This window comes from Flagellimonas alvinocaridis (genome assembly GCF_965248585.1).
Classification (GTDB): domain Bacteria; phylum Bacteroidota; class Bacteroidia; order Flavobacteriales; family Flavobacteriaceae; genus Flagellimonas; species Flagellimonas alvinocaridis.
The window spans coordinates 896,790-923,078 of the sequence record NZ_OZ252111.1; the positions used below are offsets into that span (position 1 = coordinate 896,790).

Sequence of the window (26,289 nt, forward strand, 5' to 3'; positions counted from 1 at the left end):
TGTCTCGTGTGTTGATCAAGACTTGATTTTCTTGTCCAATAGTATTTGAAGCTCACTTTTTTTCAATTGACTGTTGAAGTTGTAGACCTCTACGTTCATAAAGGTTTTGAATTTGTCATCAACGTCTTTGAGCCTTTTGTTGAAAATGGAGTAGACCTCCCCTTGTTGGTCAGTGGGTCTAAAGTCCACACCGTTTCCGGTGATATCGCTGGCAAGGGCACTTAAACGACCGTATAGTTTCATCGGGGACCGAAATGCATCTTCCCGGGCACCGGTCAAATGGATGTCATATAAGGAACCTGCAATCGCTTCAGCCATGGATTGGAGCTGTTCTGCCTTTTTCTTATCATTTTTGTTTCGTAACTGTGGAATGATCTCATTCAGTTCGGCCCGAATGGATTCAATATCATTGATCATGGTCACCGCCACGTTTATGGCATCCCTGAGCTCTAGGGAAAAGGCCACTTGTTTTTGGATATCTTCCAAGGTTCCTTCAGTGGAAGGATCTTTCAGGACTTCCACTTCCCGAACATATGCTGTTTCCCCAACAATCAGTTTTACTTTATAGGTGTCTGGCACCACTCTGGGACCGTATTGTCCCCGCATCAAATCCAAATCCCATGTCACCAAGGGGCGCCAACCCTCACCGTTCAGTTGTACCCAAGGTCGGCCAGGGGGGGGGGATTGCAATTTGGGTTTGTAAGTGGGTTCGTATCTAAGGTCCCACATCACCCTATGGATGCCGGCGTCATTCTTTCCTGGAAGTGTGCGCACGATTTCATCATTGGAGGTAAGAATCTGGATTTCCACTTTTTGGTCGGTACTGTCCTTTAAAAAGTAGTTGATGTCTGCCCCATAGGCAGGATTGGTACCGGAGTTAAGACTGGGGCCATCGGTCTTTATGCTTTGCTTTTCCTGAAACCGATAGGAGGGACGTATGCTGAACAGATGGGCATCCTTGCCTTGGGCATCCATATCGTATTCGCGCAAAGGTGAAATATTGTCCAGAATGTAATACCCTCTTCCGTAGGTTCCCACGACCAAATCATCAAACCGCTCCTGGATTTCCAACCAATATATCGGTGCTGGGGGGAGATTGTTTCGCAGACGCATCCAATTTTGCCCATCATTGGTACTCACATAGATGCCATTGTCCACTCCCAAATAGAGCATGCCCTCCCTTTTGGGATCTTCCTTGATGACATGGGCGAAACTATGGACGGATTTGGGTACGGTGCCACTGACCAATTTCCAGCTTTGGCCATAATCCGAAGTTTTGTACACATAAGGGTCAAAATCGCCCATTTGGTGAAGGTCCACGGAAATGTATGCCGTTCCCTTCTTGAATCGGGAAAGCTCTATATTGGCAATGGTCCCCCATTGGGGAAGGTCGGGAATGTTTTGGGTTACATTGGTCCAAGTTTCCCCGCCGTTTTGGGTCAAATGCACCTGTCCGTCATTGCTTCCGGTCCAGACGTGTCCCGGTTCCAATTTGGATTCCGCAATACTGAAGAGCGTGGCGCCATCAAAAGTCATTAGGTTATCAATGGCCACCCCGCCTGAATTTTGTTGGTGTGTCTTGTCGTTTAAGGTCAAATCGGGACTAATGACCTGCCAGCTTTGTCCGTCATCATCACTTTTATGCACAAACTGGCTCCCTACATACACCCGATGTGGGGTATGTGGCGAAAAAGCCAACGGAAAGTTCCAATGCCATCGGTACTTTAATTTACCGGGTTCCCATCCATATCCCGCTTCGGGCCAAACGCGAACATCACGTGCATGGCCAGTTCGGGCGTTGTACCGTTGAAGTCCACCATCATAGCAGCCGGACCAAATAATATCGTTGTCAAAGGGGTCAGGTTGGGCAAATCCACTTTCGCAACCTCCCACACCTTCCCAAAGACCAAGCGGAATATAGCCTTGGAGGCTATTGCTGGGTCCTTTGTACGAATATCCATCCTGACGGTTTCCATATACATTATATGGGATTTTGTCATCAACCGCGGCGTGGTACATTTGGGCAATGGGCAACACTATACGTTGAAAACTTTTTCCGTGGTTAAGAGTAATACTCGCTCCACCATCATGGGCCACCATCATGCGGTCAGCATTAGTAGGATCTAGCCAAATATCGTGATTGTCGCCACCTGCAGCATACCCTCCAGTGATGTTTTTACCGGCATCCGTAGAGGTGCTGAACTTTACACTGGCAAAATAGATTTCGTCCGGGTCTGCAGGGGAAACGGCCATGCGGGTGTAGTACGGTGCCCTTTCGGCAATATCATGGTTTTGGGTTTGAAGGGTCCATGTGTTCCCAAAATCCTCGGAACGATACAGGGCGGGACTGTCAATTTCGAAAAGGGCGTAGACCACATCGGGTTGGGAAGGGGCAATGGCCACAGCTGTTTTCCCAACGGGCTGGTCTTTTCCTCCAGGCAAGCCGTACTTGGATAAGGGTTCCCAAGACTTGCCGCCATCGGTGGTGCGGTATACCCCGCCTCCTGGACCGCCACTGTTCAGTCCCCAGGTATTGATGTGAATAGACCACATGCCTACGAGCAGTCGGTCTGGATTTTTTGGGTCGATGGCCATTTCAGCTGCTCCCGTATGTTCATCAATGAACAAAATCTGTTTCCATGTTTTTCCACCGTCAGTGGTTTTGTACACGCCACGTTCCTTTTGGGGGCCGTAGGTATGGCCTAGTGCAGCGACATAGACAATGTCCGGATTGGTGGGGTGAACGATTACCCGACCGATGCGCCCAGTTTTTTCAAGACCCATTTTTTTCCAGGTTTTTCCTGCATCTTCAGACTTGTAGATGCCGTCACCCATGGCGTGTGCAGGACGTATGACAAAAGTCTCGCCCGTTCCTACCCATACGATGTTGGGGTTTGAAGGAGCTAAAGCCACCGACCCAATAGATGAAACCTCTTGGTCATCAAAAATGGGATTCCAGTTAATGCCACCATCCGTGGTTTTCCACAATCCGCCAGAAGCTGCACCAATATAATTTACCATGGGGTCTCCCGGTACTCCTGCTATGGCAATGGTTCGATTACCTTCTGGACCAATAAAGCGGAAGTTGAGGTTCTCAAAAAGTTTGGGGTTCAATTGCGCAAATAAAGAAACTATATTTAATAGGGAAAAGGATAGCAGGACGAACAAAGTTCTCATAATCATCTGGTTTGATGGTACGGTGAACTAATATAGGTAAAAAAGAAGAGGTTGTAGGTGGCATGCTTGTCTCAAGAAGATAGGGAGTTTTTGACGTGGTTTATCGATTCAAAAAAATGCCAAAAAAATGCATGAATGAGTAAATAATTTTTTAAAAGCGCATAAAAAATGCAAAAAAATGAGAATCGCATGTAGTTTAAAGTAATTTTTTGCTTAATTTGTGCATGTTGTTAATGTAAACAAAGAAGAATGGGGCATGACAAGGTGGGTGTAATAGGAGTTGACTTGGGAGGGACCAAAGTTGCAGGTGGTCTTTTTTTACTTGATGGCACCCAATTAAAGAAAAAAGTGAATAAGCTTGATGGCAGGGTTGGTAATGACGTTGGGGTGTTGATAGTCAAGTTGGTCAACGAACTCATGGCTTTGGCAAAGAAGGAAGAATTCTTAATTAAGGCTGTGGGAATCTGCGTTCCCGGAATAAGTGATGGGATTACCCAAACCGTTTGGGCGCCGAACATTTCTGGATGGGAATCTTACCCTTTAAAAAAGGTAGTTGAAGAAGGAATAAATGAAGCAAATGTACCTGTGTTTGTTGATAATGATCGATCCTGTTCCATTCTTGCGGAAGTGTGGAAAGGAAAGGCGAAAAATTGTGATAACGCTTTGTTCATTACAGTAGGAACGGGGATAGGTGTTGGAATTTTGGCAGATGGCAAGGTGTTGAATGGGGCCAATGGTATTGCCGGTTCCATTGGATGGTTGGGGATGGATGTGAATTTCTCCAATAAAAGCCATCAAGGGGGTAATTTGGAACACTATGCTTCTGGTGGTGGGATTTCTGATCATGCCAAAACACTTTTAAAAGAAAGCCCCGAAATGGAGAGTACTTTAAGAAGCCTAGATCAAGAAACCTTATCAACTGAAGATGTGTTTGAAGCATATAGGACAGGTGATTCGGTTGCAGTTTTCGTGCTGGATACGGCGGTAAAATATTGGGGAATGTGTACAGGGAATTTGATCAGCATTTTTAATCCAGAGAAAATCATTTTTGGTGGTGGTGTATTTGGCCCGGGCTCCCAGTTTTTGGAAGAAATCAAATTGGAATCAAAGCGATGGGCCCAACCCATTAGTTTTGGAAACGTGACCGTGGATGTTTCTGGTTTGGGAGGAGATGCTGGACTTGTAGGTGCTGGGTATTTGGCTCTTACATCCTTGAATAAATCAGAATAAGACCTGAATCATTTTCGATGAAGAAAGAGAAGAAATATAATTACAAAGTGGTCTTTGCGGCAGCCTGTTTGGGAATGTTGCTGTTTGGTGTTGTGATGATTTCTTTGGGGTCATTGCTGCCATCCATTTCAAAAAAGATATACCTAAGCAATGTTGAAACCGGGGCCACCCTATCCTTATTGCCATTGGGCATTCTTTTAGGGTCCATTGTCTTTGGCCCTTTGGTGGATAGGTTTGGGTACAAAATTATATTGATCATAGGCGGATTGCTTTCATTTATTGGGTTTGAAGGTTTGGGTGCTGCCACGCAATCCGACTACTTGAAGTGGACTATTTTGATCATTGGGTTGGGAGGTGGAATCTTAAACGGGGCCACTAACGCTTTGGTGTCGGATATCAGTAAGGATAAGCACAGTGCCAATTTGAGTTTGTTGGGCGTTTTTTACGGAGTAGGTGCTTTAGGTGTTCCTGCAGTCGTTGGTTTCTTGCAAAAATATTTAGAGATAGATGTGCTCATTTTTTGGATGGGCATGGGAATGCTGCTACCCGTTGTTCTTTTTGGCATTACAATTTTTCCAAGTCCCAAGAAAGCACAAGGTTTCCCAATTGCGCAAGGGTTGGGGATGTTAAAAGACCCTGTTCTTTTATTGCTGGGTTTTGTTTTGTTCTTTCAGAGTGGTCTGGAGGGAATAGCCAATAATTGGACCACCCTATTTTTGGAGACCGAAAGAGCTTTTGAACCTGCCGATGCATTATTTGTTCTGTCCCTTTTTGTGGGTGGTCTTTGCGCTGCCCGATTACTGTTGGGAAAAATCCTGCGTCAGATAAACCCGTATACCGTATTGCTTTTAAGCGTCTGCATCCTTTTGGGAAGTGTTGTGATTATTTGGGCTTTTCAAGCACATTCCCTTTCAATTATGGGTCTTGTTGGCTTTGGGATTGGTCTTGCCGCGGGGTTTCCTGTGGTCTTGGGTTACGTGGGGAAAATGTACAAGGAACTAACGGGTACCGCCTTTAGTTTGGTGATTACCATTGCGCTTATCGGAAATGTGCTTAGCAATTACCTCATGGGCTGGGTTTCGCAATACTTTGGAATAGGATTATACCCCGTTCTTCTAGTGGTGTTGGTAATTGCCATGGCTGGGCTGATTCTCGGATTACAAAAAAGATTAAATCAAATTAAATATTAAATACATCTATAATGTTAGCAAAAGAGTGGCTTAACAATGCCAGGAATGTGATGTCCAAAATCGAGGACACTCAAATCGAGAATATTCAAAAAGCGGCCGAAATCATGGCAGATTCCATAGAGAAGGGAAAATGGGTGCACACCTTTGGATGTGGTCATGCCACCCTCCCTATTGAGGAGATGTACCCAAGAATTGGTGGTTTTGTGGGCTTTCATCCCATTGTGGAACTCCCCCTTACCTTTTTTACCAACATTGTTGGACAAATGGGTGTTGATCAGTTTATCTTTTTGGAGCGGGTGGAAGGCTATGGCCGCGAGATCATGAAAGGGCACAATTTTGATAAAGAAGATACCATGTGGTTGTTTTCACATACGGGCGTTAATGCCGTAAACATTGATATTGCATTGGATGCCAAGGAAAAGGGTATGAAGGTCATTGTGTTTGGTTCGGCTGCCGAAGCTAAAAACAAGACCACTAAGCATTCTTGCGGAAAAACATTGTTTGAGTTGGCCGATTTGGTAGTGGACACCTGTGCCCCTGCCGAGGATGCATCGGTTCCTCTAAAGAACCATGTGGACAAAGTGGGTCCTGTTTCTACAATGGCCTTTGTAACAGCTGTTTGGATGACCGTTACCACCGTTGCTGAGATATTGGCAGACAGAGGGGTGAAACTCCACATCCACCCATCTCACAATGTTCCTGGAGATTCAACTTCCAAACAAAGATTGGCAGAAGCGCTGAGTGAGTACAAGAGAAGAATAGCGGGAGTTTAAACAGGGACATGGCGTACTTGATAATCAATGCAGATGATTTTGGAATGAGCGATCATTTCAATGGGCATATTATTCAGCTTTTAGTGGAAAAGAAGATTACTTCCACGACCGTTATGGTTAACCGTATTTCGGATAATCAGGCCGCATCGGTGAAAGAACTCAAATATCTGAATGGATATAGTGACATTAGTGTAGGTCTACATGTAGAATTCACCTATGACAAACATATGGAACAAGTAAAGGGACAGTACCAGAAATTCATTGATATTTTTGGTATTGCCCCAAGTCATTTGGACGTGCATAAGGAACATTTACATACCAAATACCACTCTATTGTGGCAAAATTTTGTCGTGAGAAGAGACTGTCGTTCCGAAATCACGGAAAGGTGTTTAGGGGTGTGGTAATGCCGGATAAAAAATATTTTTATGGCTCAGTAGAGCATTTCCCAGAAATAGATTTCTGGCTAAAAGGACTCGAAAAGGGGAAGGTTCATGAACTGGTGTTCCATCCGGGGAGCTATGATCCTAATTGCTTTTCCAGTCTTAATAAAGACAGACAATGGGACTTGGACCATATCAATAGAATACACAAGGAATATTTAAATTATAATTTTCATTTGATCAACTTCAACGACCTTAAAAGGGGTCTAGGTTGATTCACAAATTTGGTTGTTACATGAAAAATAGGATGTTGTTGGTATTTTTTATTTTTGCCTTTGCCATTGGGTGGGCCAAAGAAGAATCTTGGATACGGATAAACAATTTGGGTTATTTACCACAATCCATTAAAGTGGCGGTTTTGGGATCCAAAGTAGAGGTAGAGGTAAAATCTTTTTCCTTGGTTGATGCGGTCACTGGCAAGAAAGTATATACGTCCAGAAGAGTAATGGCCAAAGGGACTTATGGTCCTTTTGCATCATCGTACCGATTGGATTTTAGTGACTTCGAGGCAACGGGAAGGTATTTTATCCAAGCCAATACCATTACCTCCCCAGAGTTTGATATAAATGCCAATGTCTATGACAATACGGCTGATTTTCTTCTAAAGTACATGCGCCAACAGCGCTGTGGGTACAACCCGTTTTTAACGGATTCCTGCCATATGGATGATGGATTTATTGTTTACAACCCCAAGCGGGAGGGAGAACGTATAGACGTTACTGGAGGATGGCATGATGCATCGGATTATTTGCAGTATACAGCAACATCTGCCAATGCAGTATACCAGTTATTGTTGGCTTACCGCGAAAACCCCGGAGCGTTTGGAGATATGTTCCAAGCAAACGGTCTTCCGGGAAAAAATGGTATTCCCGACATCATTGATGAAGCCAAGTTTGGAATGGATTGGCTAAAAAAAATGAATCCTTCCCCAGAAGAATACTATAACCAGATTGCAGATGATAGGGACCATGCAGGGTATAGGTTGCCCAACAAAGATAGTGTGATCTATGATGAAAACAGAAAGGGCAGACCGGTCTATTTAGCTTCTGCTGAAAAACAAGGGCTTAAAAAATACCAAAACCGTTCTACTGGTGCTGCCTCTACTGCAGGCAAGTTTGCTTCTGCTTTTGCCATTGGAGGTATGGTCTTAAAGGATTTTTATCCTGAGTACACAGAAGATCTTCTGTCTAGGGCGCGCAATGCGTATGATTTTGGCAAGAAAAATCCAGGAGTCAGTCAGACTGCACCATGCAAGGCCCCGTATTTTTATGAGGAAGAAAACTGGCACGATGATATGGAATTGGCTGCCGGGGCCTTGTACAATCTTACTGGTGATGCTATATATAAAAATGAGGGAATGGATTTTGCCCAAAAGGAGCAGATTTCTCCATGGATAGGAAAGGATACCGTTAGGCACTACCAGTACTACCCTTTTTTGAATGCAGGGCATTTTGAACTGGCTGTTTCAGGAAAAAATCAAAAGGCAAAAAACTTGGCCAACTTGTATAAAAAAGGACTCAAAGCTATTCATGAACGAGGGAAAGACAATGCGTTTCTTATAGGAACTCCCTTTGTGTGGTGTTCCAATAACTTTGTCACCGCTGCGGTGACACAATCCCACATGTATCGTGAACTCACTGGGGATGATACCTATTTGGAAATGGAGGCTGCACTCAGGGATTGGCTGTTTGGCTGCAACCCTTGGGGCACTAGTATGATCGTTGGACTACCTGGTCATGCCGATTCGCCTGTAAAACCCCATTCGTCCCTCACTGTACTGGAAGGATATGCAACCTATGGAGGATTGGTGGATGGACCGGTTTATGGTTCTATTTTCAACAGTCTAATTGGAATCAAGTTAGAAGAGGAGGATAGTTATGCAGAGTTTCAGTCCGATTTGGTGGTTTATCATGATGATATTGGAGATTATTCCACCAACGAACCCACTATGGATGGGACGGCCTCTTTGGTGTATTATTTATCTTCCATGGAATCCAAAAGTCAAAAAGCAGGGCATAAAAAAGCAGATTTCACCTATGATGAAAGTGGTGCTCTAATACGTGGAAACACTTCCGAAAAGAAAATCAACCTAACCTTTACCGGAGATCAATATGCAGATGGACTGCCGTTAATTTTGGAGACCTTGGATAAACATCAAATAAAAGGATCATTCTTTTTTACCGGAAACTTTTATAGGAATACAAAGTATGCTACCCTGATTAAGAGATTAAAAGACGGGGGGCATTATTTGGGAGCGCATTCAGATAAGCATTTGTTGTACAACGATTGGTCTCCCCAAAAGAAGTTATTGGTAACGCAGTACGGCTTTCAAAAAGATTTGTTGGACAATTATGAAATCATGGCGGAGCATGGGATACAAAAAGAGGACGCTCCCTTTTTTATGCCTCCTTACGAGTGGAACAGTAGCGAGATTACCCAATGGACCAATCAATTGGATTTAAGCTTGATCAATTACACGCCGGGAACCATTTCCCATGCAGATTACACCACTCCGGACATGGAAAATTACAGGAGCAGTGCTGAGATTATGGAATCCATTCTTTCGTATGAGGAAAAAGAAGGATTGCATGGTTTCTTGCTTTTAACTCATGTGGGAACCGACCCAAATCGTACTGATAAATTCTATAATCGATTGGAAGAGCTTATAACCACTTTGAACGGAAAGGGATATAAGTTTGTGTCCTTGGAAGAGCTGTTGGCAAAAAAGAACCCCTAAAATTAGCAATGGAGTAGGTTTGCTTGTTTACAGCAATTTAACCCCTGTTGCCCTATATTCATCCAGTAGAGGGTCGGCAGGGTCCAAGTCAGTAATCAAGGTGGAAATCTCATCGATGTCACATACGATATGGCTCTGCTTTTTGTTGAGCTTGTCTGAGGTTACCAAAGATATGGTTTGGTCTGCGGCGGTCACGAATTCGCGTTTAATGCTGGCTACCTCATAAGAACCTTCGGTTATTCCCGTTGGGGTAATGCTTCCAGTGCCCAAAAAAGCAAAATCGACCTTTAATCTGGAAATTTTTTGGATGACATCCAAACTAATGGTGACCAAAGAATTTTTGTTGATTTTTCCGCCCAAGAAAAAAAGTTCAATATTGGGGCGATTGGCCAGTTCCATGGCAATGGGAAGGCAGTAGGTGTATACTGTGGCGCGGATGTCGTTGGGCAGAAAACGCACCAAGGTAAGATTGGTGGTACCGTCACTAATGATCATAGAAGTGTCGTCTTCAATAAGGCTCACGGCTTTTTGGGCTATAAGTTCCTTTTTGTCATTATTGATGATAAGGTTGTGGTTATAGCTGTAATATTTTTGGGTTTTGCTTATAGCGCCACCGTGTACTTTATTGATAAGCCCTTCGGCAGAAAGACTGTTTAAATCCCTTCTAATGGTGTCTTCGGAAACATTAAGCTCCAAGGCCAATTCATTGGAATATACTTTTCGTTTGGTATTGACCAAGTTCAGGATGAGGTTTTGTCTTTTGACTTTGTTCATAAATGAAGGAATAAAAATGCAAAACTAAGGATTTGCAGGACTATGTACACGGAATACGTGCAATTTAATGGGGTTTATAAGGTTATTGCGTGCTGTTGTATGCAAAAAACACCATTATTGCATAAAAAATGCAGGTTTTAGGTACTGTAACTTCGAATGTATCCATCAATATGAATTCTTTATGGCAAACAATGTATGCTGTGAATTATATACTTTAGTGATTCGGATTGGTTGAAATCACCCTGATATCATTATTCCTGGACTTTATGAACAACTACACTTAGACTTGATTGAAGTGTACTAAAAACTTTTTATGAAAAGAAAAGATTCAAAACGCAGACAATTTATGAAGAATGCCATGCTTGGTGGAACGGCTTTATTTGCAGAGCCCTATTTAAATGCTTCTGAGCCTGAGTTTTTCTTTGAAGAATCAAATTTGATTGTCCCAAAACAGCAGGGGCTGCAGATTACGGGTACCTTTTTGGATGAAATATCACATGATATTCCTCATCAGAATTGGGGTGAAAAGGAATGGGAACGTGATTTCCAGCATATGAAAGCAATTGGGATAGACACGGTGATCATGATCAGGTCTGGTTATAGAAAGTTTATCACCTATCCATCAGAATACCTTCTTTCCAAAGGATGCTATAGACCTTCGGTAGATTTATTGGAGTTATTTCTTCGCCTTGCCGAGAAGTATAAAATGAAGTTTTATTTTGGTCTATACGATTCTGGTGAATATTGGGATACTGGAGATTTGACCAAAGAAATAGATTCCAATTTGTTTGTGATAGATGAGGTATGGAAGAATTATGGCAGTCGCTACAAAAGTTTTCAGGGGTGGTACTTGAGTGGTGAAATCAGCAGAAGGACTAAGGGTGCCATCACCTCCTTTCATAAATTGGGCAAGCAATGTAAAGATGTCTCTGGAGGATTGCCCACATTGATTTCCCCTTGGATTGATGGAAAAAAGGCCGTGGCCGCGGCTTCGGGAACGTTGACCAAATCCGAAGCTGTATCCGTGGTGGAGCATGAAAAGGAATGGGATGAAATATTTTCCGGAATCCATGAGGTGGTTGATGCCTGTGCCTTTCAAGATGGGCATATAGATTATGATGAGTTGGATGCGTTCTTCGGGGTAAACAAAAAGTTGGCCGATCGGTATGGTATTGAGTGCTGGACCAATGCTGAATCTTTCAGTAGGGATATGCCCATAAAATTCTTCCCTATAAAGTTTGATAAGCTTAGAATGAAGCTGGAAGCAGCTCAACGAGCAAATTATCATAAAGCGATTACATTCGAATTTTCACATTTCATGAGTCCGCAATCAGCATATCTGCAAGCAGGGCATTTATACAACAGGTATAGGGAATATTTTGGGATATAAGATTTTATAACCCAGGCCAGGCTTGTCATTTACAAGACAATCATCCCTTTTTATAAGATCAAGGGTATCAACAGGACAAGGGTTAGTCCGTAATTTTCAATATTTTAAAAAAAATTATTAATAAATATAATTATAAAAATAAATATCAGTAAGTTGTAATTCATAAAGTATGCATTATGAATATTGATCAGATCGCCAAAGAAGGCAACCTAGGGTACGTGGTTTTTATTTCGGCAGTAGCTGCTCTGGGAGGTTTTCTTTTTGGCTATGACACTGCGGTGATATCCGGAACCATAACCATGGTTACTTCACAATTTGAACTGGATTCCGTTTTACAGGGGTGGTATGTCAGTTCGGCTTTGATCGGTTCCATTGGTGGGGTATTGGTGGCTGGTTACATCAGTGATTTGATTGGCAGAAAAAAAGCCATGTTGATTTCCTCTGTTTTCTTTTTCGTGTCTGCTGTAGGTTGCGCATTGGCCATGGATATGTTTCAGCTTGTGTGCTATAGAATATGTGGTGGTGTGGGTATTGGGATGATATCTATTATTTCTCCAATGTACATTTCCGAGATTGCTTTTGCCAAATATAGGGGTGCTATGGTAACCTTGTATCAATTGGCGATTACCGTTGGCTTTTTGGCAGCCTATCTGGTTAATTTTGAATTGCTTGATTTTTCGGAAAGTGTTGGTCATCTTGAAGGGGATCTGTGGAACAAATTGCTTGTGGAAGAAGTGTGGAGGGGTATGCTGGGAATGGAGGCATTTCCTGCTCTCATATTTTTATTGATGGTATTTCTACTGCCAGAAAGTCCAAGATGGTTGTTCTTTAGGGGTAATGAAAAGAAATCCGAAATGGTGCTGGGCAAGATTTACAATTCATCAATGAAAATCCAAGAAGAAGTGAACGAGATGAAGATTTCATTGGGTGAAGTGGATAAAGGAAACTGGAAGCTGATATTGAAACCTAATTTCTTAAAAGCTATATTGATTGGTGCTGCGGTAGCCATATTGGGCCAGTTCATGGGAGTCAACGCCGTGTTGTATTATGGCCCCACTATTTTTGAGCAGAGTGGAATGTCTGGCGAGGATGCCCTGTTTTATCAGGTGTTTGTGGGAGGTGTCAATGTGCTTACAACCATTCTTGCGCTTTATATTATTGACAAGGTTGGGAGGAAAAAGCTGGTGTATTTTGGTGTGACGGGAATGATAATTACCTTATTGCTCATCTCAGGTTACTTTATCAAAGCTTCTGATTGGAGTATTTCTTCCTATATATTGTTGATTCTGTTCTTGGCATACGTTTTCTTTACCGCCATTTCCATCTCGGCAGTGATTTTTGTGCTACTTTCTGAGATGTACCCAACCAAGATACGAGGTCTGGCCATGTCCATAGCTGGCTTTTCGCTTTGGATGGGGACCTTCATAGTGGGTCAATTGACACCATGGCTTTTAGAGGTGTTGAGTCCGCAGGGAACTTTTGTCCTATTTGCTGTAATGTGCCTTCCGTACATGTACATTATTTGGAAGTTGGTTCCAGAAACAACAGGTAAGACTTTGGAGGAGATAGAAAGGTTTTGGGAGGAATAAAATCAAGATGGGTTTGGATTCAAAACCTTGTGTTTTGCCAAATAACAAGCTCCGAACACCCCTGTTCCCTCGGTACCTTTAGATAGTTCCAATTGCGTATCGGCCCTTACAATACTTAGGGAATATTTGTTGACGGTCATTTGGAGTGGTAGAAAAAAATGGTCTTTGGATTTGGTCAAAGCACCTCCGAAGATAATCAGTTCTGGATTATATAAGTGAATCAAGGTGGTGATGCCCTTTCCGAGCTTTTCGGCCATTGCTCCAATAAGTTCAATGGATAGTGTGTCGTCATTGTTGGCCGCTTTGATAATATCATCCATCTTGATGTTTTCAATGTTTGCGAAAGCATTTTGCAAGGATGAAGATTGCCCTCCTTTGAGCTTGTCTTTGAACTGTTTTTCAAGGGCCCTTCCTGAAACTTCTGTTTCTAGACATCCTTTCTTGCCGCATATGCAGATGATTTCGTTGTTGAAAAAGGGGATGTGTCCAAATTCTCCAGAATAACCTGATTTTCCATACAAAAGCTTCCCTTGCGCAAGCACGCCCAGTCCTAGTCCATAATCTGCGTTTACATAAAGTATGTTCTCGCTGTCTTTGGATTCTCTGCTATAGAACGCATAAAATGCCCTGGCTCTTGTGTCGTTCTCTATGAAACAAGGAATCCCTATTTTTTCTTGGAGGATGCTGCTCAAAGGAATCTTTGTGAAGTTGAAAAAATTATGACTGTATCCACTTAAATGGTTCACGCGACCGGAAAGGTTTACGCCGATTCGTATGATTTTGTTTCTCCATTTGGGATTTTTGTCTATAAAAAGGTTGATAATGTCACATAGTTGAAGAAGTGATTTTTCTGAGTTTTCCAAGTTGAATTCAATATCCTTGGAAAAATGGATTGGGTTTTCATTGAAATCCATCAGTCCAATTTCTATGGAATTCCGCCCTAAATCAACCCCTATAAAATACATGGAATCACCAATGAGGCCGTATAGGTGGGGACGCCTGCCCACATCAGTTTCTGCTTTGCCAAGGTCTTCAACAAGTCCTTCGTCAATCAGCTCTTGGATAAGCTTATTTACCTTGGGGGAACTGGAGTTGAATTTTTTTGAGATGTCGTTGATCGTTGCCGCTCCTTTTTTGTCCAATAGCCTAATGATCTTTTTCTTGAGCTGTAGGTTCTTGATAACGACACCGCTTTTTTGCTCGTCCGGGATATCATTAAAAATATTATGCTTGTTTTTTTTCATTCTCTCTTTTTTGGACCGAGACGCGATTATAAAAATAATAAGAAAACCACAATGGCAATGAAAACAAAATATTGAAACCATGAAGCTGTATCTGTCAGCTTTTCGGATTGTTTCTAAAGCATTAAGGGGTAATGCCTTAAGCGAAGGTGCGAAACTGGTTTTATTATGTTCAATCTAATTAATAAAATAAATTAATAATTATTGGATAATTAATATTAAAAAATTAATATTGTTTATTGCGGTTATTGAACCCAAAGAAGAAGGGAAACTAAAAGTAATTCGTTTTGGCCATAGGAAAAGAAGATTTTGGAAAGTACAAGGAAATTTACAGAGAAAATTTATTGAGACATGTTCTGCCTTTTTGGGAAAAACATTCCATAGATAATGAAAATGGAGGGTTCTTTACCTGTTTGGGAGCCGATGGGAGTGTATATGATACAGATAAGTTTGTTTGGCTCCAATGTAGGCAAGTATGGATGTTCGCCAAGCTTTACAGTGAGGTTGAATCAAATTCAAAATGGCTTAACATAGCAATCCATGGTGCTGATTTCTTACAGAAATACGGCAGAAGTGAATCCGGACGATGGTACTTTTCCTTGGATAAAAAGGGGAGTCCCTTGGTACAGCCATATAACATCTTTTCAGATTGTTTTGCGTCCATGGCTTTTGGTCAGCTTGGGAAAATCACCGGCAAAGCGGAATATAATGCAATAGCTACCGAAGCTTTTTATAATATCCTTGATGCACAGGATAATCCAAAAGGAAAATATGAAAAGACATATCCAGGTACCAGGGACCTGCAAAGTCTAAGCTTGCCCATGATCCTGAGTAATTTGGTAATGGAACTCGATCATATTTTGGACGCCAAGGTGGTGGACGAACAACTCAATAGTGTTAAGGGAAAGATTTTGTCCCAATTTTATAAGCCAGAACATGGGTTGATCTTAGAGAATGTTGATATGGATGGCGGTTTCAGTGATACCTTTCAAGGTAGGCTTATTAATCCGGGGCATGGTTTGGAAACCCTATGGTTTTTAATGGACATTGCTGAGCGGCAAAATGATAAGGAACTCATCCAAAAGTGCATGGATGCTGTTATATCTACCTTGGAATACGGTTGGGATTCGGAATATGGGGGGCTGTTTTATTTTATGGACCTCAAAGGTAATCCTCCTGAGCAACTTGAATGGAGCAATAAGCTTTGGTGGCCCCATATTGAAGCCATGATAGCATGTGCAAAAGGGTTTTATTTCACAGGCGATATCCGATGCTGGGAATGGTTGGTGAAACTACATAGTTATACATGGGGTCATTTTGTGGATGAAGATCATGGGGAATGGTTTGGCTATCTGTCACGGGAGGGTAAAATTACGCATCACATGAAGGGAGGCAAATGGAAAGGCTGTTTCCATGTACCAAGAGGGGTATTGTATTTGTGGGAGTTAATGGTCAAATTGGAAACAAACCGTGCGGTTCAATAGTCATATCGGTAAATTAATCAATTGTGTAATCGGTCAATATTTTGTCTTGGGCTTGGTTTGGATTATTTTTGGCACACTTGATTTATCATCTTTCACGGAATGGATTACAAACGAATTTTATACGACCGATTATTGGAGATCGGGCTTGCCGAAAATGTTGCATCATATTTGAATTTGTTGCTGCTTTTATTGGTTAGCCTAATCATAGCGGGTCTTTTAGACTTTATCATATGGAAACTGTTGCGACTTTTATCCGTTCGGTTGGCACGTAAATCCGCCACAAATTTTGATAACTATTTGGTTTCCCATAGGGTCCCCAGACATGTGGCCCGTATTTTTCCTTTGCTGTTTCTTTTTGAGGTTGTGCCTGTTGTTTTTTTGGACTTTGAATGGGCACGTGGTATTTCCATAAAACTGCTACAGACCCTGTTTGTAATCTCCATGTTGCTTATTGCCAAGAATATTTTGAGGAGCACCAAAGACTATCTTCGAAGTAAAGCACGATACAGGGACAAGCCTTTGGATAGTTACATTCAGGTTTTCATGATTTTTGCATGGGTTTTGGGCGGTCTTGCCATTTTTGCCATTCTTACAGAAACTACAATTTGGAAGTTTTTTACAGCACTGGGTGCGGCCTCGGCCATTATATTGTTGATATTCAAAGACTCCATATTGGGGCTGGTGGCGAGCATACAGGTAAGTATCAACGATATGGTACGTATTGGGGATTGGATCACTTTTGATAAATACGGGGCCGACGGGGATGTTGTGGAAATTAGTCTTGCTACCGTGAAAGTGCAGAATTTTGACAAGACCATAACAACCATTCCTACCTATGCACTTATTTCCGATTCATTTAAAAATTGGAGAGGTATGCAGGAATCAGGGGGGAGAAGAATAAAGCGTCCCATACTCATAAGCCAAAAAAGCATACGTTTTTTAACCGATCTAGATGTTGATGAGCTTAAGAAGATTGAGCGTGTTAGACCCTATCTCATTGACCGCATGGATAAAATTAAAGCCCATAACGAGTCTCATGAAGTTGATAAGTCCCTGGCGATAAATGGTAGAAATCTGACTAATTTTGGGGTATACAGAAAATATATACAGGAATATTTGGAGCAACATCCGGCAGTGCACAAAGGAATGACCTTGATGGTTCGCCAACTACAGCCTGAGCCCCATGGCATTCCGTTGGAAATCTATGTGTTTAGTTCGGATAAGCGTTGGGAAAACTATGAATATATCATGGCCGATATCTTTGATCATCTATTGGCAGCCCTTCCCTTTTTCGGGTTGGAGGTATTTGAATGGCCCACCAGTTTTAGTAAGGAGCAGACCAAACTTTCTTGATAAGGTTGTAGCTGATTCTTACGCTTGATTTTTGTGGTCATACAAATTATATCCTTAATGAGTTGTTATGGAATAGAACCATGTTTGAACCTGAATAGCGACAACTTTATTAATGCTGTTGCTAGAGATTAAAAAAATAAAACCTGTAAATTACTGATTTACAGGTTTTATGTTTTGTTTTGATGGTGTTTTGGTGGAGCCGGAGGGACCAGAACCTATCACTTAAAACCCCAGTAAATAAGGGCTTTTCAGCTATTCAAAATTTTATGCTCACCGAATAGGTGACTTATCTCTGAAATCACTCTGCTTTTGCGGGAAAACCCCAGTTTTTTTAAGGAAAATCTACAATGGTTTTAGAGGTTAAATTTCTAATTTACAGAGCCTCATAGTTTTATCCAATCACTTTTCTTCTTGGTTTTGGTAAAAATCCCTAGGAATGGGGATTGTTTATCTTTTACTAAGTGCTAAAATTTGATACAACAAAAAATCAAAAAATGAAAGCTGTAAAACTTCTGCTTATATTGACTGTGTCGTTAACATTTTCTTGTCAAAGAACTAATCAAATAAAGGAAGAACTCATTATTGTAGGTAGTCCCAATCAGAAAAGTCCTGACCCAGGGGATGAGAGACATCGACCTGACGGTAGCGATAAGGCAAATAATTACTTTGACTTAAAGGAAATGACACTCAACTTAAAAATACCTCTGACCAATAATAATCTGAGAATGAATAGGGACTACATAGTGAACATTTCTAGCAAGAACTATAGTGCAGTTTTTATCAATTTAGGTGGAAATCATGGGTTTCCTACAGATACGTTGCCCATAAGGGGATATCTACGCTGTAAAATTCCATTTGAAAGAATAAAAGGAAAACCGTTGGATACAACAAAATTACGTAGGGATGGGAAATTAATCGTATATGTCATACATGACGACAACCCTTCCTGTTTACTACCTTATTTTAAAAATTGCGTACAACATTTAAGTGACTATATCTGGATAGGATGTGATATTGAAGGTGTCTGTAAGTTTAAAGATGAGGAACCCAAAGAACAAAATGGAGACGTAATTGGGGGCAACCAATAGAAAAACAAGAACGTCATTTTTATTATTGATTTTAAGTGGAACTATTTGTTTCGCTCAAAATGACACTCTCCTGCCATATTTTCAAAAACTAGATGATCATGGATTATACAATCAAATTGTTCGAGACTATCAGTTGGTTGCTAAGTATAATAAGATTCAGCTAACAGGGGAGCATCAGTTTTTAATAGGCTCTGCCTTTGAAAATCTAAATAAAGAAGATTCTGCATTTCATTATTATAAATTGGCGAAAAAAGAATTCCTAAAGGATAAAAAGATGTATGAAGTAGCCAAAATGAATTTAGAAATTAGTAGTCTTCTTGACAGCCAAAATAACCTCTCTGCCGATTCTACATATTTCAATGAGTTTTGGGAGTATGCCAATAGTACAAAGAATGTCGCACTACTTGCACAAGGATACAATTACAAAGGAAGAACAACTTTTTTAAATAAAAACTATACAGTACCTCTGAATCATTTTAAGGTCGCTTATAAATTATTTGATAGCATTGGCGATTCTAAAATGGCCAGTACGAACTTAATGAATGTAGGTGTGGTGTTTTCCGGTAGGATTAAAAATCAAGATTCTGCTCAATACTATTATTTCCAAGCTTTAAATCGACTGAATTATGAAGGTGTTCAACAAGATTTTTCAAATCTCAAGCATGATTTATTAAATAATATAGGTAATAGTTTTCGTAGATCTCGAAAATACTACGATGCATTGAAATATTATAAAAAAGCTGAAACCTTAGAAGTCAAAAAATATAAAGACAAAACCAAAAAAATTCTATATGGTAATATGAACCTTACCTATTACTATTTAGCCGATTTTAAAAATGCCTATACCTATCTTCATAAATATGATTCTATTAAGGATATTATAAATCTGGCTCAACAAAATGCTACTATTTCAGATATTCAGGAAAAGTATGACAACGAAAAACTTAGAGCAGACAATTTGGAGATTGAAAAAAGGCGATTGGCCAATCGCAATTGGCTTATTGCTGCAAGCCTAGCCTTGTTCTTGGGTGCTGGAATAGCCATCCTTCTTCAAAAAAACACAATCAAAAAGCGTCAACTTGCCGAACAAGAAGCATTGCTTAAACAACAACGGGTTGAGAATCTTTTCAAGGAACAAGAATTGGTCAGTATTGATGCAATGATTTCTGGACAGGAAAAAGAACGCCAAAAAGTAGCTGGAGAACTGCACGATGACTTAGGAAGTCTCATGGCAACGATTAAATTACATTTTGACAAGGCAGGGACCGGTGCAAAGGATCCTGCATTGCAAAACGCCCAAAAATTGCTGGAAGAGGCCTATCAAAAAATCAGGAGAATGGCCCATAGTAAGAATTCTGGGGTAATGAGTGACCAAGGTTTACTCCCTGCCATCAAAAAAATGGCAAAGTCAATCTCCGAATCCAATACCCTGCAAGTATCTGTTGAAGATTTCGGTATGGGAGACCGCTTGGAAAATTCCTTGGAGCTTTCCATTTTTAGAATGGTACAAGAGCTGGTGGCCAATGCCATAAAACATGCGGAAGCCTCCAAAGTGAATATTCAATTGACCCAACATGAGGACAACCTGAACATTATTGTGGAGGACAACGGCAAAGGCTTTAATCGTTCGCAAGTAATCAAGGAAAAGTCTGGTATGGGATTGACCAATATTGAAAAACGTGTGGAACATTTAGAAGGTAACTTTACCGTGGATAGCGTCCTTGGAAAGGGCACTTCAATACTAATCGATATACCCGTATGATTACCGTAGCCATAGCTGAAGACCACCAAGCCCTGATTGATGGGATTCGATCATATGTGAGATATGAGGATGATATATCGGTAATCGGACATGCCAACAATGGCGAAGAGTTACTGCAGTTGGTTCGACTTAAACAACCCAAAGTGGTGTTGTGTGATATTCGCATGCCGAAACTGGATGGTATAGAAGCGACGAAGATTATCCTTAAAGAATTACCCTATACCAAAGTCATTGCCTTTACCATGTTTGATCAAGAAGAAGCCGTGCAACAAATGCTGGATGCCGGAGCCCATGGGTATATTTTAAAGAACAGCAGTCTAGACGTAGTACTTGAAGCCATTCGCGTAGTGGCCAGTGGCAAGACCTATTATGATAAAAAAATCAATCAGCCCCAAACAGAAAAAAATAGCTCGAAAAGTATACTCTCCTCTCGTGAGCGGGAGATTTTACAACTGATAGCCAAAGGCCGAACCTCACATCAAATAGCGGATGAACTTTTTATTGGCAAGAGTACGGTGGATACACACCGCAAAAACATGATACGCAAACTGAGATTGAGTGGAGCGGGGGAGTTGTTACGATATGCGGTGGAGAAGAAGTATGAGTTTTAAGTGTAACTCAATTTTTCTAATCAGCAAGGAGCTTTTGCTCCTTTTTTTATGCATAATGGTTTGCAAATAAAGGATTTATGTCAAAAATACCTAGGAATGGGGATGTTTACGTAGACAATATTATTAAATATTTGCTTCAATTTAAAAGTAAGAATAATGAATCCTTTGGTTGCTCATCGATTTAAATCAATCACAACATTTAAAAAATCAAATTTTGATGAAAATGAAGAAATTCCTCATATCGATGACTTAAAAATAGAAAAACAAAATGTTTGTGATAATGATGATAGGCAACCTTCTAAGCACCTGGAAAAGCCTTTTAAGTATATATGTGAATTGCATCTTGATTTTAATGGGTATTTATTCAGAGGTAGCGGCTTTTTTATTTCGCCAAGATGTGTCATCACCGCCGGTCATTGTTTATTTAGTCATGAAATGGGATGGGTGAATTCAGTCAAGGTAATACCTGGTGCCCTCAAAGGCGAGAGACCATTTTCTTTTGAAATATCAGAAAACTTTGAAACGACAGAGTTTTGGTATTACAATGCATTAGATGATTATGACCATGGTGCTATTTTTCTGAAAACAGACACACTTTATAATCAAATAAAAGGATTTTTTGCCTACACCAACTTAAAAACAGTGATGACAGTTATAAACTCTGGTTATCCAAAAGATAAATCCTCGGTTCAATTTTATAACGGAGGAAAGGTAAAGGAATTGACAAACACCAAACGTTTGCACTATATGCTAGATACTAATAAAGGCAGTAGCGGGAGCCCTGTTTTTATAGAGAATAATAAAAAATTTGAGGTAGTAGGCGTTCATACAGAGGGTGGTTGTCCTAACTCAGCCATAAAAGTTAATAATGAGGTTATCGAAGTATGGGACAAATGGATAAATAAAAGTAGAATATTACAATCAACAACTTAACATATAGAGAAATGAAAAAATTATTTTTTAATCTAATTACACTCACAATGTTTTTTAACCTTAGTGCTCAAGACAAAGTTTTCGATAAGTCTGGAAGTTCAGCAAAAGTTAAGCAGAGTAGATACTCCTTAATACTTAAATCCCAAAAAAATATCAAATTCGACAGTTTGCAATTAAGTAATAAACAGGCCGCCGGCTTTTTTGGGACGTTGGCGCCAATAGCTATAGATGCAGTATTTACTTCTATTGAAAAATACTTAGACAAAAGAGCTAAAAGTTTTGTAGGAGAGTACGAAGCAAGCAATTCTTATAAAGAGTTTTATGAGAAAGATTTACCAAATATTCATTTTAAAAGAACTGGTATCGTAAAGAATAGCGACACAACATTACTTTCCATAGAATTGAAGGCTGTACAGCCTAAAAAGGAATATCCTTTGGCTTATTACTATGTAAATAGCTTAGAATTAAGCTTAAGTAAGGCTCGTACAAAAAGTGGAAAATCAACATTAGATTATTCAATAGAAATAACCCCATATTTCTTAAAAGTAAAACAAGAAACAACGGGAGGCAATGTTAAAATTGAACCTGCCGAAGAAGTGAAAATTGATCCTATAAAAATAACTGGAGTGGATTTTGGTATAACGAATGGCAGTGATAAAAATGATAAGCATAAATATCGCACAGGATTATTTACAATACCTGCTGGTCATCTTTTAGCTGGTGTTAAGCTTAAAATTATAGAATCTAATCCAACAAAAATTGAAGCAGAAAAAGTTCTAGCGCTTTACAATGAGTATAAAGATGATGCTAAAACCGTTGTGAATTATTTTTTACCTGAAAGTAAGGACTCGGAAGATACCGACAAAACTGCTGAACAAGCTTCCAGTCCAACAGGCACTGTAAGTAATAAGAAGTGATGGTTATTTAAATCCTTAAAACTCGGTTTGTTCTCTAATAAACCGAGTTTTATAACGGTATCAAAGCCCTTTTAAACTTCAATTTGTCTGCAAGTTCATCATTTTCTTCTTCTCGAAGGGTACAATGATTACCTCGTATTATCTGAAAAAATATCGATGAGTTTTTGTCATTGATTAATGTGAGGAGTATCTAATATTTATCACTGGCATTTTTGAAGGCTTTTTGTATTTAATCATTATTTTGATTCTTATCCAAAGAAGTAGTCAAAATATAGCCTCCAGTTCTAGGTGAACCTAGAAATACAATTAATTTTTCGTCTTTTAAAATTTTAAGATATCTTTCTGTTGTTGATACTCCTTTACCAATTAGACTGGCTATCTCGTTAGATTTAAGTTCGGGATTATTTCTAATGACTTCGAGTACTTCATTTAGAGATTTATTTACTCCCTCATTTACATTTTCAAAAACAATATATTTTACTCCCTCATTTACTCCCTCATTTACTCCCTCATTTGGGTTTCTATGATTTACACCTTTAAAAATTACTCTGAAAACATTGTCGTCTTCTTTCCATTCTGGTGTTTTAAAACCATTTCTTTTACAATCATTAATCATTCTTAAAGTACCACTACCTAGCATTTCTATATATTTCCTAATAAAGCAAATTTGCGCAACATCTGGATTTCTAAGAATAGAGTTATGTTCTTTCTTTAAATCTTTAATTGTAATACCTTCTGGAAGCTTACCATAATTTGTAAATTCTGTTCTATCAGAGAATATATCTATTTGAATAAAACTATTAACAGAATTATAATCTCTATGAACAATAGCATTCATAACAGCTTCACGAATAGCTAGCTCAGGATAATTGTATTTTTCAGTTCTTAAATTTCCTCTGACTTCTATTGTTTTACCATATACTAAATCCAAATACTCAAGACAGTCAATTATATTTTCAAAAAGATTTCCTTCAAACAGCCTATCACCTAAAAACTTATCTCCAATTTTAGTTCCTGGAAATACAGTAATTCTTATTGGTGATTGAGGAATAAACTTTACCGGATTATTTGCAAACAATAACGCACAAGCGTTAGTAATACTTGCATTCCTAATAAGACCACGTTGAATTAAAAAATCCTCATTATCCTCATAATTGGAATTTGGATACTTTTCCTTATAAGATGATATTGTCTTATCAATTTCCCGTTGAGATAAATCTTCTAGCTCTGCCCCAAGAATTGTTCTTCGTTCCCAATGAAAATCCGTATTCTTTCGTTCAGTTATTAAACTTTTTAAAGTATTGGCATCCGAAACTTTAGTACGACTTTGTTCCCTAATATAAATCGTGTTTTTAAACTGATACGGTTTTTTTCCGCCTTCCCATGTACTGATAAGAATTAAATCTTTGTTCTTGTAATTTATTATTTGAAAAGAAATGGGAGCTTCAGGCCTTATTTGTTCAAATAATAATTTTTGTAATGAAGCAACTTTACTTTCAGCATTTTCGACACCAACTATTTCCTTTTTCTCATTTACACCAATCACAATATCTCCTCCTTCAGTATTAATAAAACTGGTAACAATTTTTGCAATAGATGTTTTTGAAACTTTAGATTTAAAGTCTAAACGATTGCCTTCATCTTTTGTGAGTAAATTTTTAATAATAAAACTATTGCTCATCGTCTTTATCATTTATTAAGCTTTCAATAAATCCTAAATCACCAAATTGTGCTTGAATATAGGTCATGACTTCGTCTAGTCTATAAAACTCTTGTGCCCAATTGCCATTTCTTAATGGAACAGGAGTACCATCTTTAATTATGTAATTGTAAACATCAATAGAGCGTTCGTCAAAAAATCTGTTCTTTTTAATTTTAAACCCTTTACCATCCTTGCATTCAATTTTATTCAACAGTAGTCGTCCAAAAACCACATCGCGATGAACCAAAAACCAATAAGGCTTATTAAGTTCAATAGCTTTTTTTATTTCCTCAAAGGTTATATTCTTTTCTCCTATGTTCCCTGTTCCATAGTATGGTCTAATTATGCCGATAAAAAAATCACACTCTTCAACTGCTTTTAGGCAATTTTCTAAATTGGAAAGATTCGGATTAACTTTTACAGTTCCATAATGCGAGTTTATAACATCATATCCCAAGGTATTTAATTGAGCCACAATAGCCGCCAATTGGTCTTCAAAACCATAAACAGTTGAGGCTACCATGACCTTTATTTTTTGTTTGGTTTTAGCCATAAATATCAGTTTTGTGTAGCTCTCTTCCTTTGTCCGTAAGGGCCGAGCATTTACGAGCCAAGAAATAGGAGTCGGAACATAATTTGGATTTTAAGGTCATTAATCTCATCCGATTTAATTGAATAATTTGTTACTTTAATTGCTTTTCCAATTCTTGTATAGCCAAATTCAGTTCTCTGGCCTTTCCTAATCGCAAAGCATCGGCCAATGCCAATAATTCATGAAGTTTAGCATCTTCCAAGCAAGCTTTGGGAACATTAGGATGCAGCGGCTCTATGGCAAATCCACGATTTGTGCCAAAAGCATAGGGCCAAACGTAATCTTGCTCACTCTGGATAACTTCATTGAGCGGAGGAGCACTATGGGAGGTAGGCACCCCTCGAACGAAAGATGAAGGTTGTTCGGGGTATACGTAGCGAAGACCGTGAGTCAAAAAATCAAGCAAGGCCAATTTAAAAACTTGCTTTTTATCTTCGGAAACAAGCCCTGCAATTCTGCTTCGATTCAAAGACTCGCTGACCTCACTTTGGCTAATATGCAACTCATTGGCCAAATCTTTATTGAACCACGGTTTATCCCCTTTAGCTATAATCTTAAGTAGAATGACCACATCATGAGGTCGCATACCACTATGCTTTTTCATGTTTTTGATTTGCAATTCGCGAATCGCGATATGTGAATTTATGATTTTTAAGTGGAATAGTATCAACCCACCAGTTCAAAAAGAGTGAGATTTTGGAGAAGGAAATCACTCCTTAATCAAACCTTACTGGAAGTTACCAGAAAACTCAACAAAATACCTAATATTATTTAAATGGTTTTGGATTAATATTGGAGGTTAGGAAAAGCGCAAAGCGTATACATTTTTGACGAGTTTTAACAAGGAAGAAATGTATAGCGAGAGGATAGCACGCTAAAGCGATGCTATGTTTCATAAATAACTTACAATCAATTAATTATAAGTTGTTTTAAATTTTTAGCTTTTCCGAAATTGGGTCAAAAGCTTTGGGAAGCCCTGTAAACACTGGAAAAAATTGTCACAATTTGTAAATAGCCTCCAAAAAGGGTTTGTAGTAATCTACTTATTTACAATAAGTTACAATTAACGAAAATTTCGGCCTAAAAAGGGGTTTGTTGCAAAAACCTTCGCAGACCCTTTAAACACTGAAAAAGTTTGTTGCAAAAAATAATACTTGATACAATTTGGTGCAATTTAAAGCTCCAACCAATACTTCTTAAAATTTGTGGCTGTTTGCTGTGATTTGGGTAATGCTAACAAGTTTGAACCTTAGCAAGTGCGCCCTATTTCGATTTTACCTAACGCTTAGCTACCTGCACGCTGTA

At 39.5% G+C, this 26,289-nt stretch carries 20 protein-coding genes; 14 read left to right on the forward strand and 6 right to left on the reverse strand.

Going from position 1 to position 26,289, the window contains the following annotated elements; all coding sequences use genetic code 11:
• Positions 1–15: 15 nt before the first annotated feature.
• Complete coding sequence (locus ACP14V_RS04060; protein ID WP_272609442.1) at positions 16–3,177, reverse strand: WD40/YVTN/BNR-like repeat-containing protein; 3,162 nt, start codon at positions 3,175–3,177, stop codon at positions 16–18.
• A 249-nt stretch (positions 3,178–3,426) separates the two neighbouring features.
• Between ACP14V_RS04060 and ACP14V_RS04065 the strand changes: the two genes are divergently transcribed.
• From ACP14V_RS04065 to ACP14V_RS04085, 5 genes are read left to right on the forward strand one after another with little or no spacing between them, the layout of a single operon-like run.
• Positions 3,427–4,407: an ROK family protein gene (locus ACP14V_RS04065; protein WP_272609443.1), complete on the forward strand. Its 981-nt coding sequence runs from the start codon at positions 3,427–3,429 to the stop codon at positions 4,405–4,407.
• 17 nt (positions 4,408–4,424) lie between these two features.
• Positions 4,425–5,597, forward strand: a complete 1,173-nt coding sequence (locus tag ACP14V_RS04070; RefSeq protein WP_272609444.1) for an MFS transporter — start codon at positions 4,425–4,427, stop codon at positions 5,595–5,597.
• Positions 5,598–5,608: 11 nt separating this feature from the next.
• On the forward strand, positions 5,609–6,370 hold the full coding sequence (locus ACP14V_RS04075) for a sugar isomerase domain-containing protein (protein WP_136565683.1): 762 nt from the start codon (positions 5,609–5,611) through the stop codon (positions 6,368–6,370).
• A gap of 8 nt (positions 6,371–6,378) precedes the next feature.
• Positions 6,379–7,026 (forward strand): ChbG/HpnK family deacetylase, encoded by a 648-nt coding sequence (locus tag ACP14V_RS04080; RefSeq protein ID WP_272609445.1) that lies wholly within the window; start codon positions 6,379–6,381, stop codon positions 7,024–7,026.
• Positions 7,027–7,046: 20 nt separating this feature from the next.
• On the forward strand, positions 7,047–9,548 hold the full coding sequence (locus ACP14V_RS04085) for a glycoside hydrolase family 9 protein (protein WP_272609446.1): 2,502 nt from the start codon (positions 7,047–7,049) through the stop codon (positions 9,546–9,548).
• A gap of 27 nt (positions 9,549–9,575) precedes the next feature.
• Here ACP14V_RS04085 and ACP14V_RS04090 read toward each other — a convergent pair whose 3' ends face one another.
• Positions 9,576–10,322: a DeoR/GlpR family DNA-binding transcription regulator gene (locus ACP14V_RS04090; protein WP_136565686.1), complete on the reverse strand. Its 747-nt coding sequence runs from the start codon at positions 10,320–10,322 to the stop codon at positions 9,576–9,578.
• Positions 10,323–10,635: 313 nt separating this feature from the next.
• On the opposite strand from ACP14V_RS04090, the gene ACP14V_RS04095 reads away from it, so the two are divergent.
• Both ACP14V_RS04095 and ACP14V_RS04100 read left to right on the forward strand, forming a co-directional pair.
• Entirely contained in the window at positions 10,636–11,712 is a 1,077-nt protein-coding gene (locus tag ACP14V_RS04095) for a DUF4434 domain-containing protein (RefSeq protein WP_272609447.1), read from the forward strand.
• Between the two features lie 176 nt (positions 11,713–11,888).
• Positions 11,889–13,301, forward strand: a complete 1,413-nt coding sequence (locus ACP14V_RS04100) for a sugar porter family MFS transporter (RefSeq protein ID WP_272609448.1) — start codon at positions 11,889–11,891, stop codon at positions 13,299–13,301.
• 2 nt (positions 13,302–13,303) lie between these two features.
• On the opposite strand, the gene ACP14V_RS04105 is transcribed toward ACP14V_RS04100, so the two are convergent.
• On the reverse strand, positions 13,304–14,545 hold the full coding sequence (locus ACP14V_RS04105; protein WP_272609449.1) for an ROK family transcriptional regulator: 1,242 nt from the start codon (positions 14,543–14,545) through the stop codon (positions 13,304–13,306).
• Positions 14,546–14,829: 284 nt separating this feature from the next.
• Here ACP14V_RS04105 and ACP14V_RS04110 point away from each other — a divergent pair, with 284 nt between their 5' ends.
• The 7 genes from ACP14V_RS04110 (at position 14,830) to ACP14V_RS04140 (ending at position 22,690) form a co-directional block, all read left to right on the forward strand.
• Positions 14,830–16,026, forward strand: a complete 1,197-nt coding sequence (locus tag ACP14V_RS04110; RefSeq protein WP_272609450.1) for an AGE family epimerase/isomerase — start codon at positions 14,830–14,832, stop codon at positions 16,024–16,026.
• A 99-nt stretch (positions 16,027–16,125) separates the two neighbouring features.
• Positions 16,126–17,379 carry a mechanosensitive ion channel family protein gene (locus ACP14V_RS04115; protein WP_272609451.1) on the forward strand — a complete coding sequence of 418 codons (1,254 nt, stop codon included), beginning with the start codon at positions 16,126–16,128 and terminating at the stop codon, positions 17,377–17,379.
• A 494-nt stretch (positions 17,380–17,873) separates the two neighbouring features.
• Positions 17,874–18,467 carry a hypothetical protein gene (locus tag ACP14V_RS04120; RefSeq protein WP_272609452.1) on the forward strand — a complete coding sequence of 198 codons (594 nt, stop codon included), beginning with the start codon at positions 17,874–17,876 and terminating at the stop codon, positions 18,465–18,467.
• Positions 18,451–20,229, forward strand: a complete 1,779-nt coding sequence (locus ACP14V_RS04125) for a sensor histidine kinase (RefSeq protein WP_272609453.1) — start codon at positions 18,451–18,453, stop codon at positions 20,227–20,229. The genes ACP14V_RS04120 and ACP14V_RS04125 overlap by 17 nt, the downstream gene beginning before the upstream one ends.
• The gene (locus ACP14V_RS04130; protein WP_272609454.1) at positions 20,226–20,840 is read left to right on the forward strand and encodes a response regulator; all 615 of its coding nucleotides are present in this window, start codon (positions 20,226–20,228) and stop codon (positions 20,838–20,840) included. The genes ACP14V_RS04125 and ACP14V_RS04130 overlap by 4 nt, the downstream gene beginning before the upstream one ends.
• A gap of 156 nt (positions 20,841–20,996) precedes the next feature.
• Positions 20,997–21,773, forward strand: coding sequence for a trypsin-like serine peptidase (locus ACP14V_RS04135; RefSeq protein ID WP_272609455.1), 777 nt, complete (start codon positions 20,997–20,999; stop codon positions 21,771–21,773).
• A gap of 11 nt (positions 21,774–21,784) precedes the next feature.
• Positions 21,785–22,690, forward strand: coding sequence for a hypothetical protein (locus tag ACP14V_RS04140; RefSeq protein WP_272609456.1), 906 nt, complete (start codon positions 21,785–21,787; stop codon positions 22,688–22,690).
• A 229-nt stretch (positions 22,691–22,919) separates the two neighbouring features.
• Here ACP14V_RS04140 and ACP14V_RS04145 read toward each other — a convergent pair whose 3' ends face one another.
• The 3 genes from ACP14V_RS04145 to ACP14V_RS04155 all read right to left on the reverse strand — a co-directional run bounded on the left by ACP14V_RS04145 (position 22,920) and on the right by ACP14V_RS04155 (position 25,588).
• A complete protein-coding gene (locus ACP14V_RS04145; protein WP_272609457.1) occupies positions 22,920–24,371 on the reverse strand; it encodes an ATP-binding protein in 1,452 nt (483 codons plus the stop codon).
• The gene (locus ACP14V_RS04150) at positions 24,361–24,945 is read right to left on the reverse strand and encodes a DUF4062 domain-containing protein (RefSeq protein ID WP_272609458.1); all 585 of its coding nucleotides are present in this window, start codon (positions 24,943–24,945) and stop codon (positions 24,361–24,363) included. Before ACP14V_RS04150 ends, ACP14V_RS04145 begins: the two co-directional genes overlap by 11 nt.
• Positions 24,946–25,075: 130 nt before the next feature.
• Complete coding sequence (locus ACP14V_RS04155; protein ID WP_272609459.1) at positions 25,076–25,588, reverse strand: hypothetical protein; 513 nt, start codon at positions 25,586–25,588, stop codon at positions 25,076–25,078.
• Positions 25,589–26,289 lie beyond the last annotated feature (701 nt).

Bases quoted from the DNA above. Each gene is read 5' to 3' on its own strand.
- ACP14V_RS04060 (WP_272609442.1), bottom strand. From the start codon at position 3,177: ATGAGAACTTTGTTCGTCCTGCTATCCTTTTCCCTATTAAATATAGTT.
- ACP14V_RS04065 (WP_272609443.1), top strand. From the start codon at position 3,427: ATGGGGCATGACAAGGTGGGTGTAATAGGAGTTGACTTGGGAGGGACC.
- ACP14V_RS04070 (WP_272609444.1), top strand. From the start codon at position 4,425: ATGAAGAAAGAGAAGAAATATAATTACAAAGTGGTCTTTGCGGCAGCC.
- ACP14V_RS04075 (WP_136565683.1), top strand. From the start codon at position 5,609: ATGTTAGCAAAAGAGTGGCTTAACAATGCCAGGAATGTGATGTCCAAA.
- ACP14V_RS04080 (WP_272609445.1), top strand. From the start codon at position 6,379: ATGGCGTACTTGATAATCAATGCAGATGATTTTGGAATGAGCGATCAT.
- ACP14V_RS04085 (WP_272609446.1), top strand. From the start codon at position 7,047: ATGAAAAATAGGATGTTGTTGGTATTTTTTATTTTTGCCTTTGCCATT.
- ACP14V_RS04090 (WP_136565686.1), bottom strand. From the start codon at position 10,322: ATGAACAAAGTCAAAAGACAAAACCTCATCCTGAACTTGGTCAATACC.
- ACP14V_RS04095 (WP_272609447.1), top strand. From the start codon at position 10,636: ATGAAAAGAAAAGATTCAAAACGCAGACAATTTATGAAGAATGCCATG.
- ACP14V_RS04100 (WP_272609448.1), top strand. From the start codon at position 11,889: ATGAATATTGATCAGATCGCCAAAGAAGGCAACCTAGGGTACGTGGTT.
- ACP14V_RS04105 (WP_272609449.1), bottom strand. From the start codon at position 14,545: ATGAAAAAAAACAAGCATAATATTTTTAATGATATCCCGGACGAGCAA.
- ACP14V_RS04115 (WP_272609451.1), top strand. From the start codon at position 16,126: ATGGATTACAAACGAATTTTATACGACCGATTATTGGAGATCGGGCTT.
- ACP14V_RS04120 (WP_272609452.1), top strand. From the start codon at position 17,874: ATGAAAGCTGTAAAACTTCTGCTTATATTGACTGTGTCGTTAACATTT.
- ACP14V_RS04130 (WP_272609454.1), top strand. From the start codon at position 20,226: ATGATTACCGTAGCCATAGCTGAAGACCACCAAGCCCTGATTGATGGG.
- ACP14V_RS04135 (WP_272609455.1), top strand. From the start codon at position 20,997: ATGAATCCTTTGGTTGCTCATCGATTTAAATCAATCACAACATTTAAA.
- ACP14V_RS04140 (WP_272609456.1), top strand. From the start codon at position 21,785: ATGAAAAAATTATTTTTTAATCTAATTACACTCACAATGTTTTTTAAC.
- ACP14V_RS04145 (WP_272609457.1), bottom strand. From the start codon at position 24,371: ATGAGCAATAGTTTTATTATTAAAAATTTACTCACAAAAGATGAAGGC.
- ACP14V_RS04150 (WP_272609458.1), bottom strand. From the start codon at position 24,945: ATGGCTAAAACCAAACAAAAAATAAAGGTCATGGTAGCCTCAACTGTT.
- ACP14V_RS04155 (WP_272609459.1), bottom strand. From the start codon at position 25,588: ATGAAAAAGCATAGTGGTATGCGACCTCATGATGTGGTCATTCTACTT.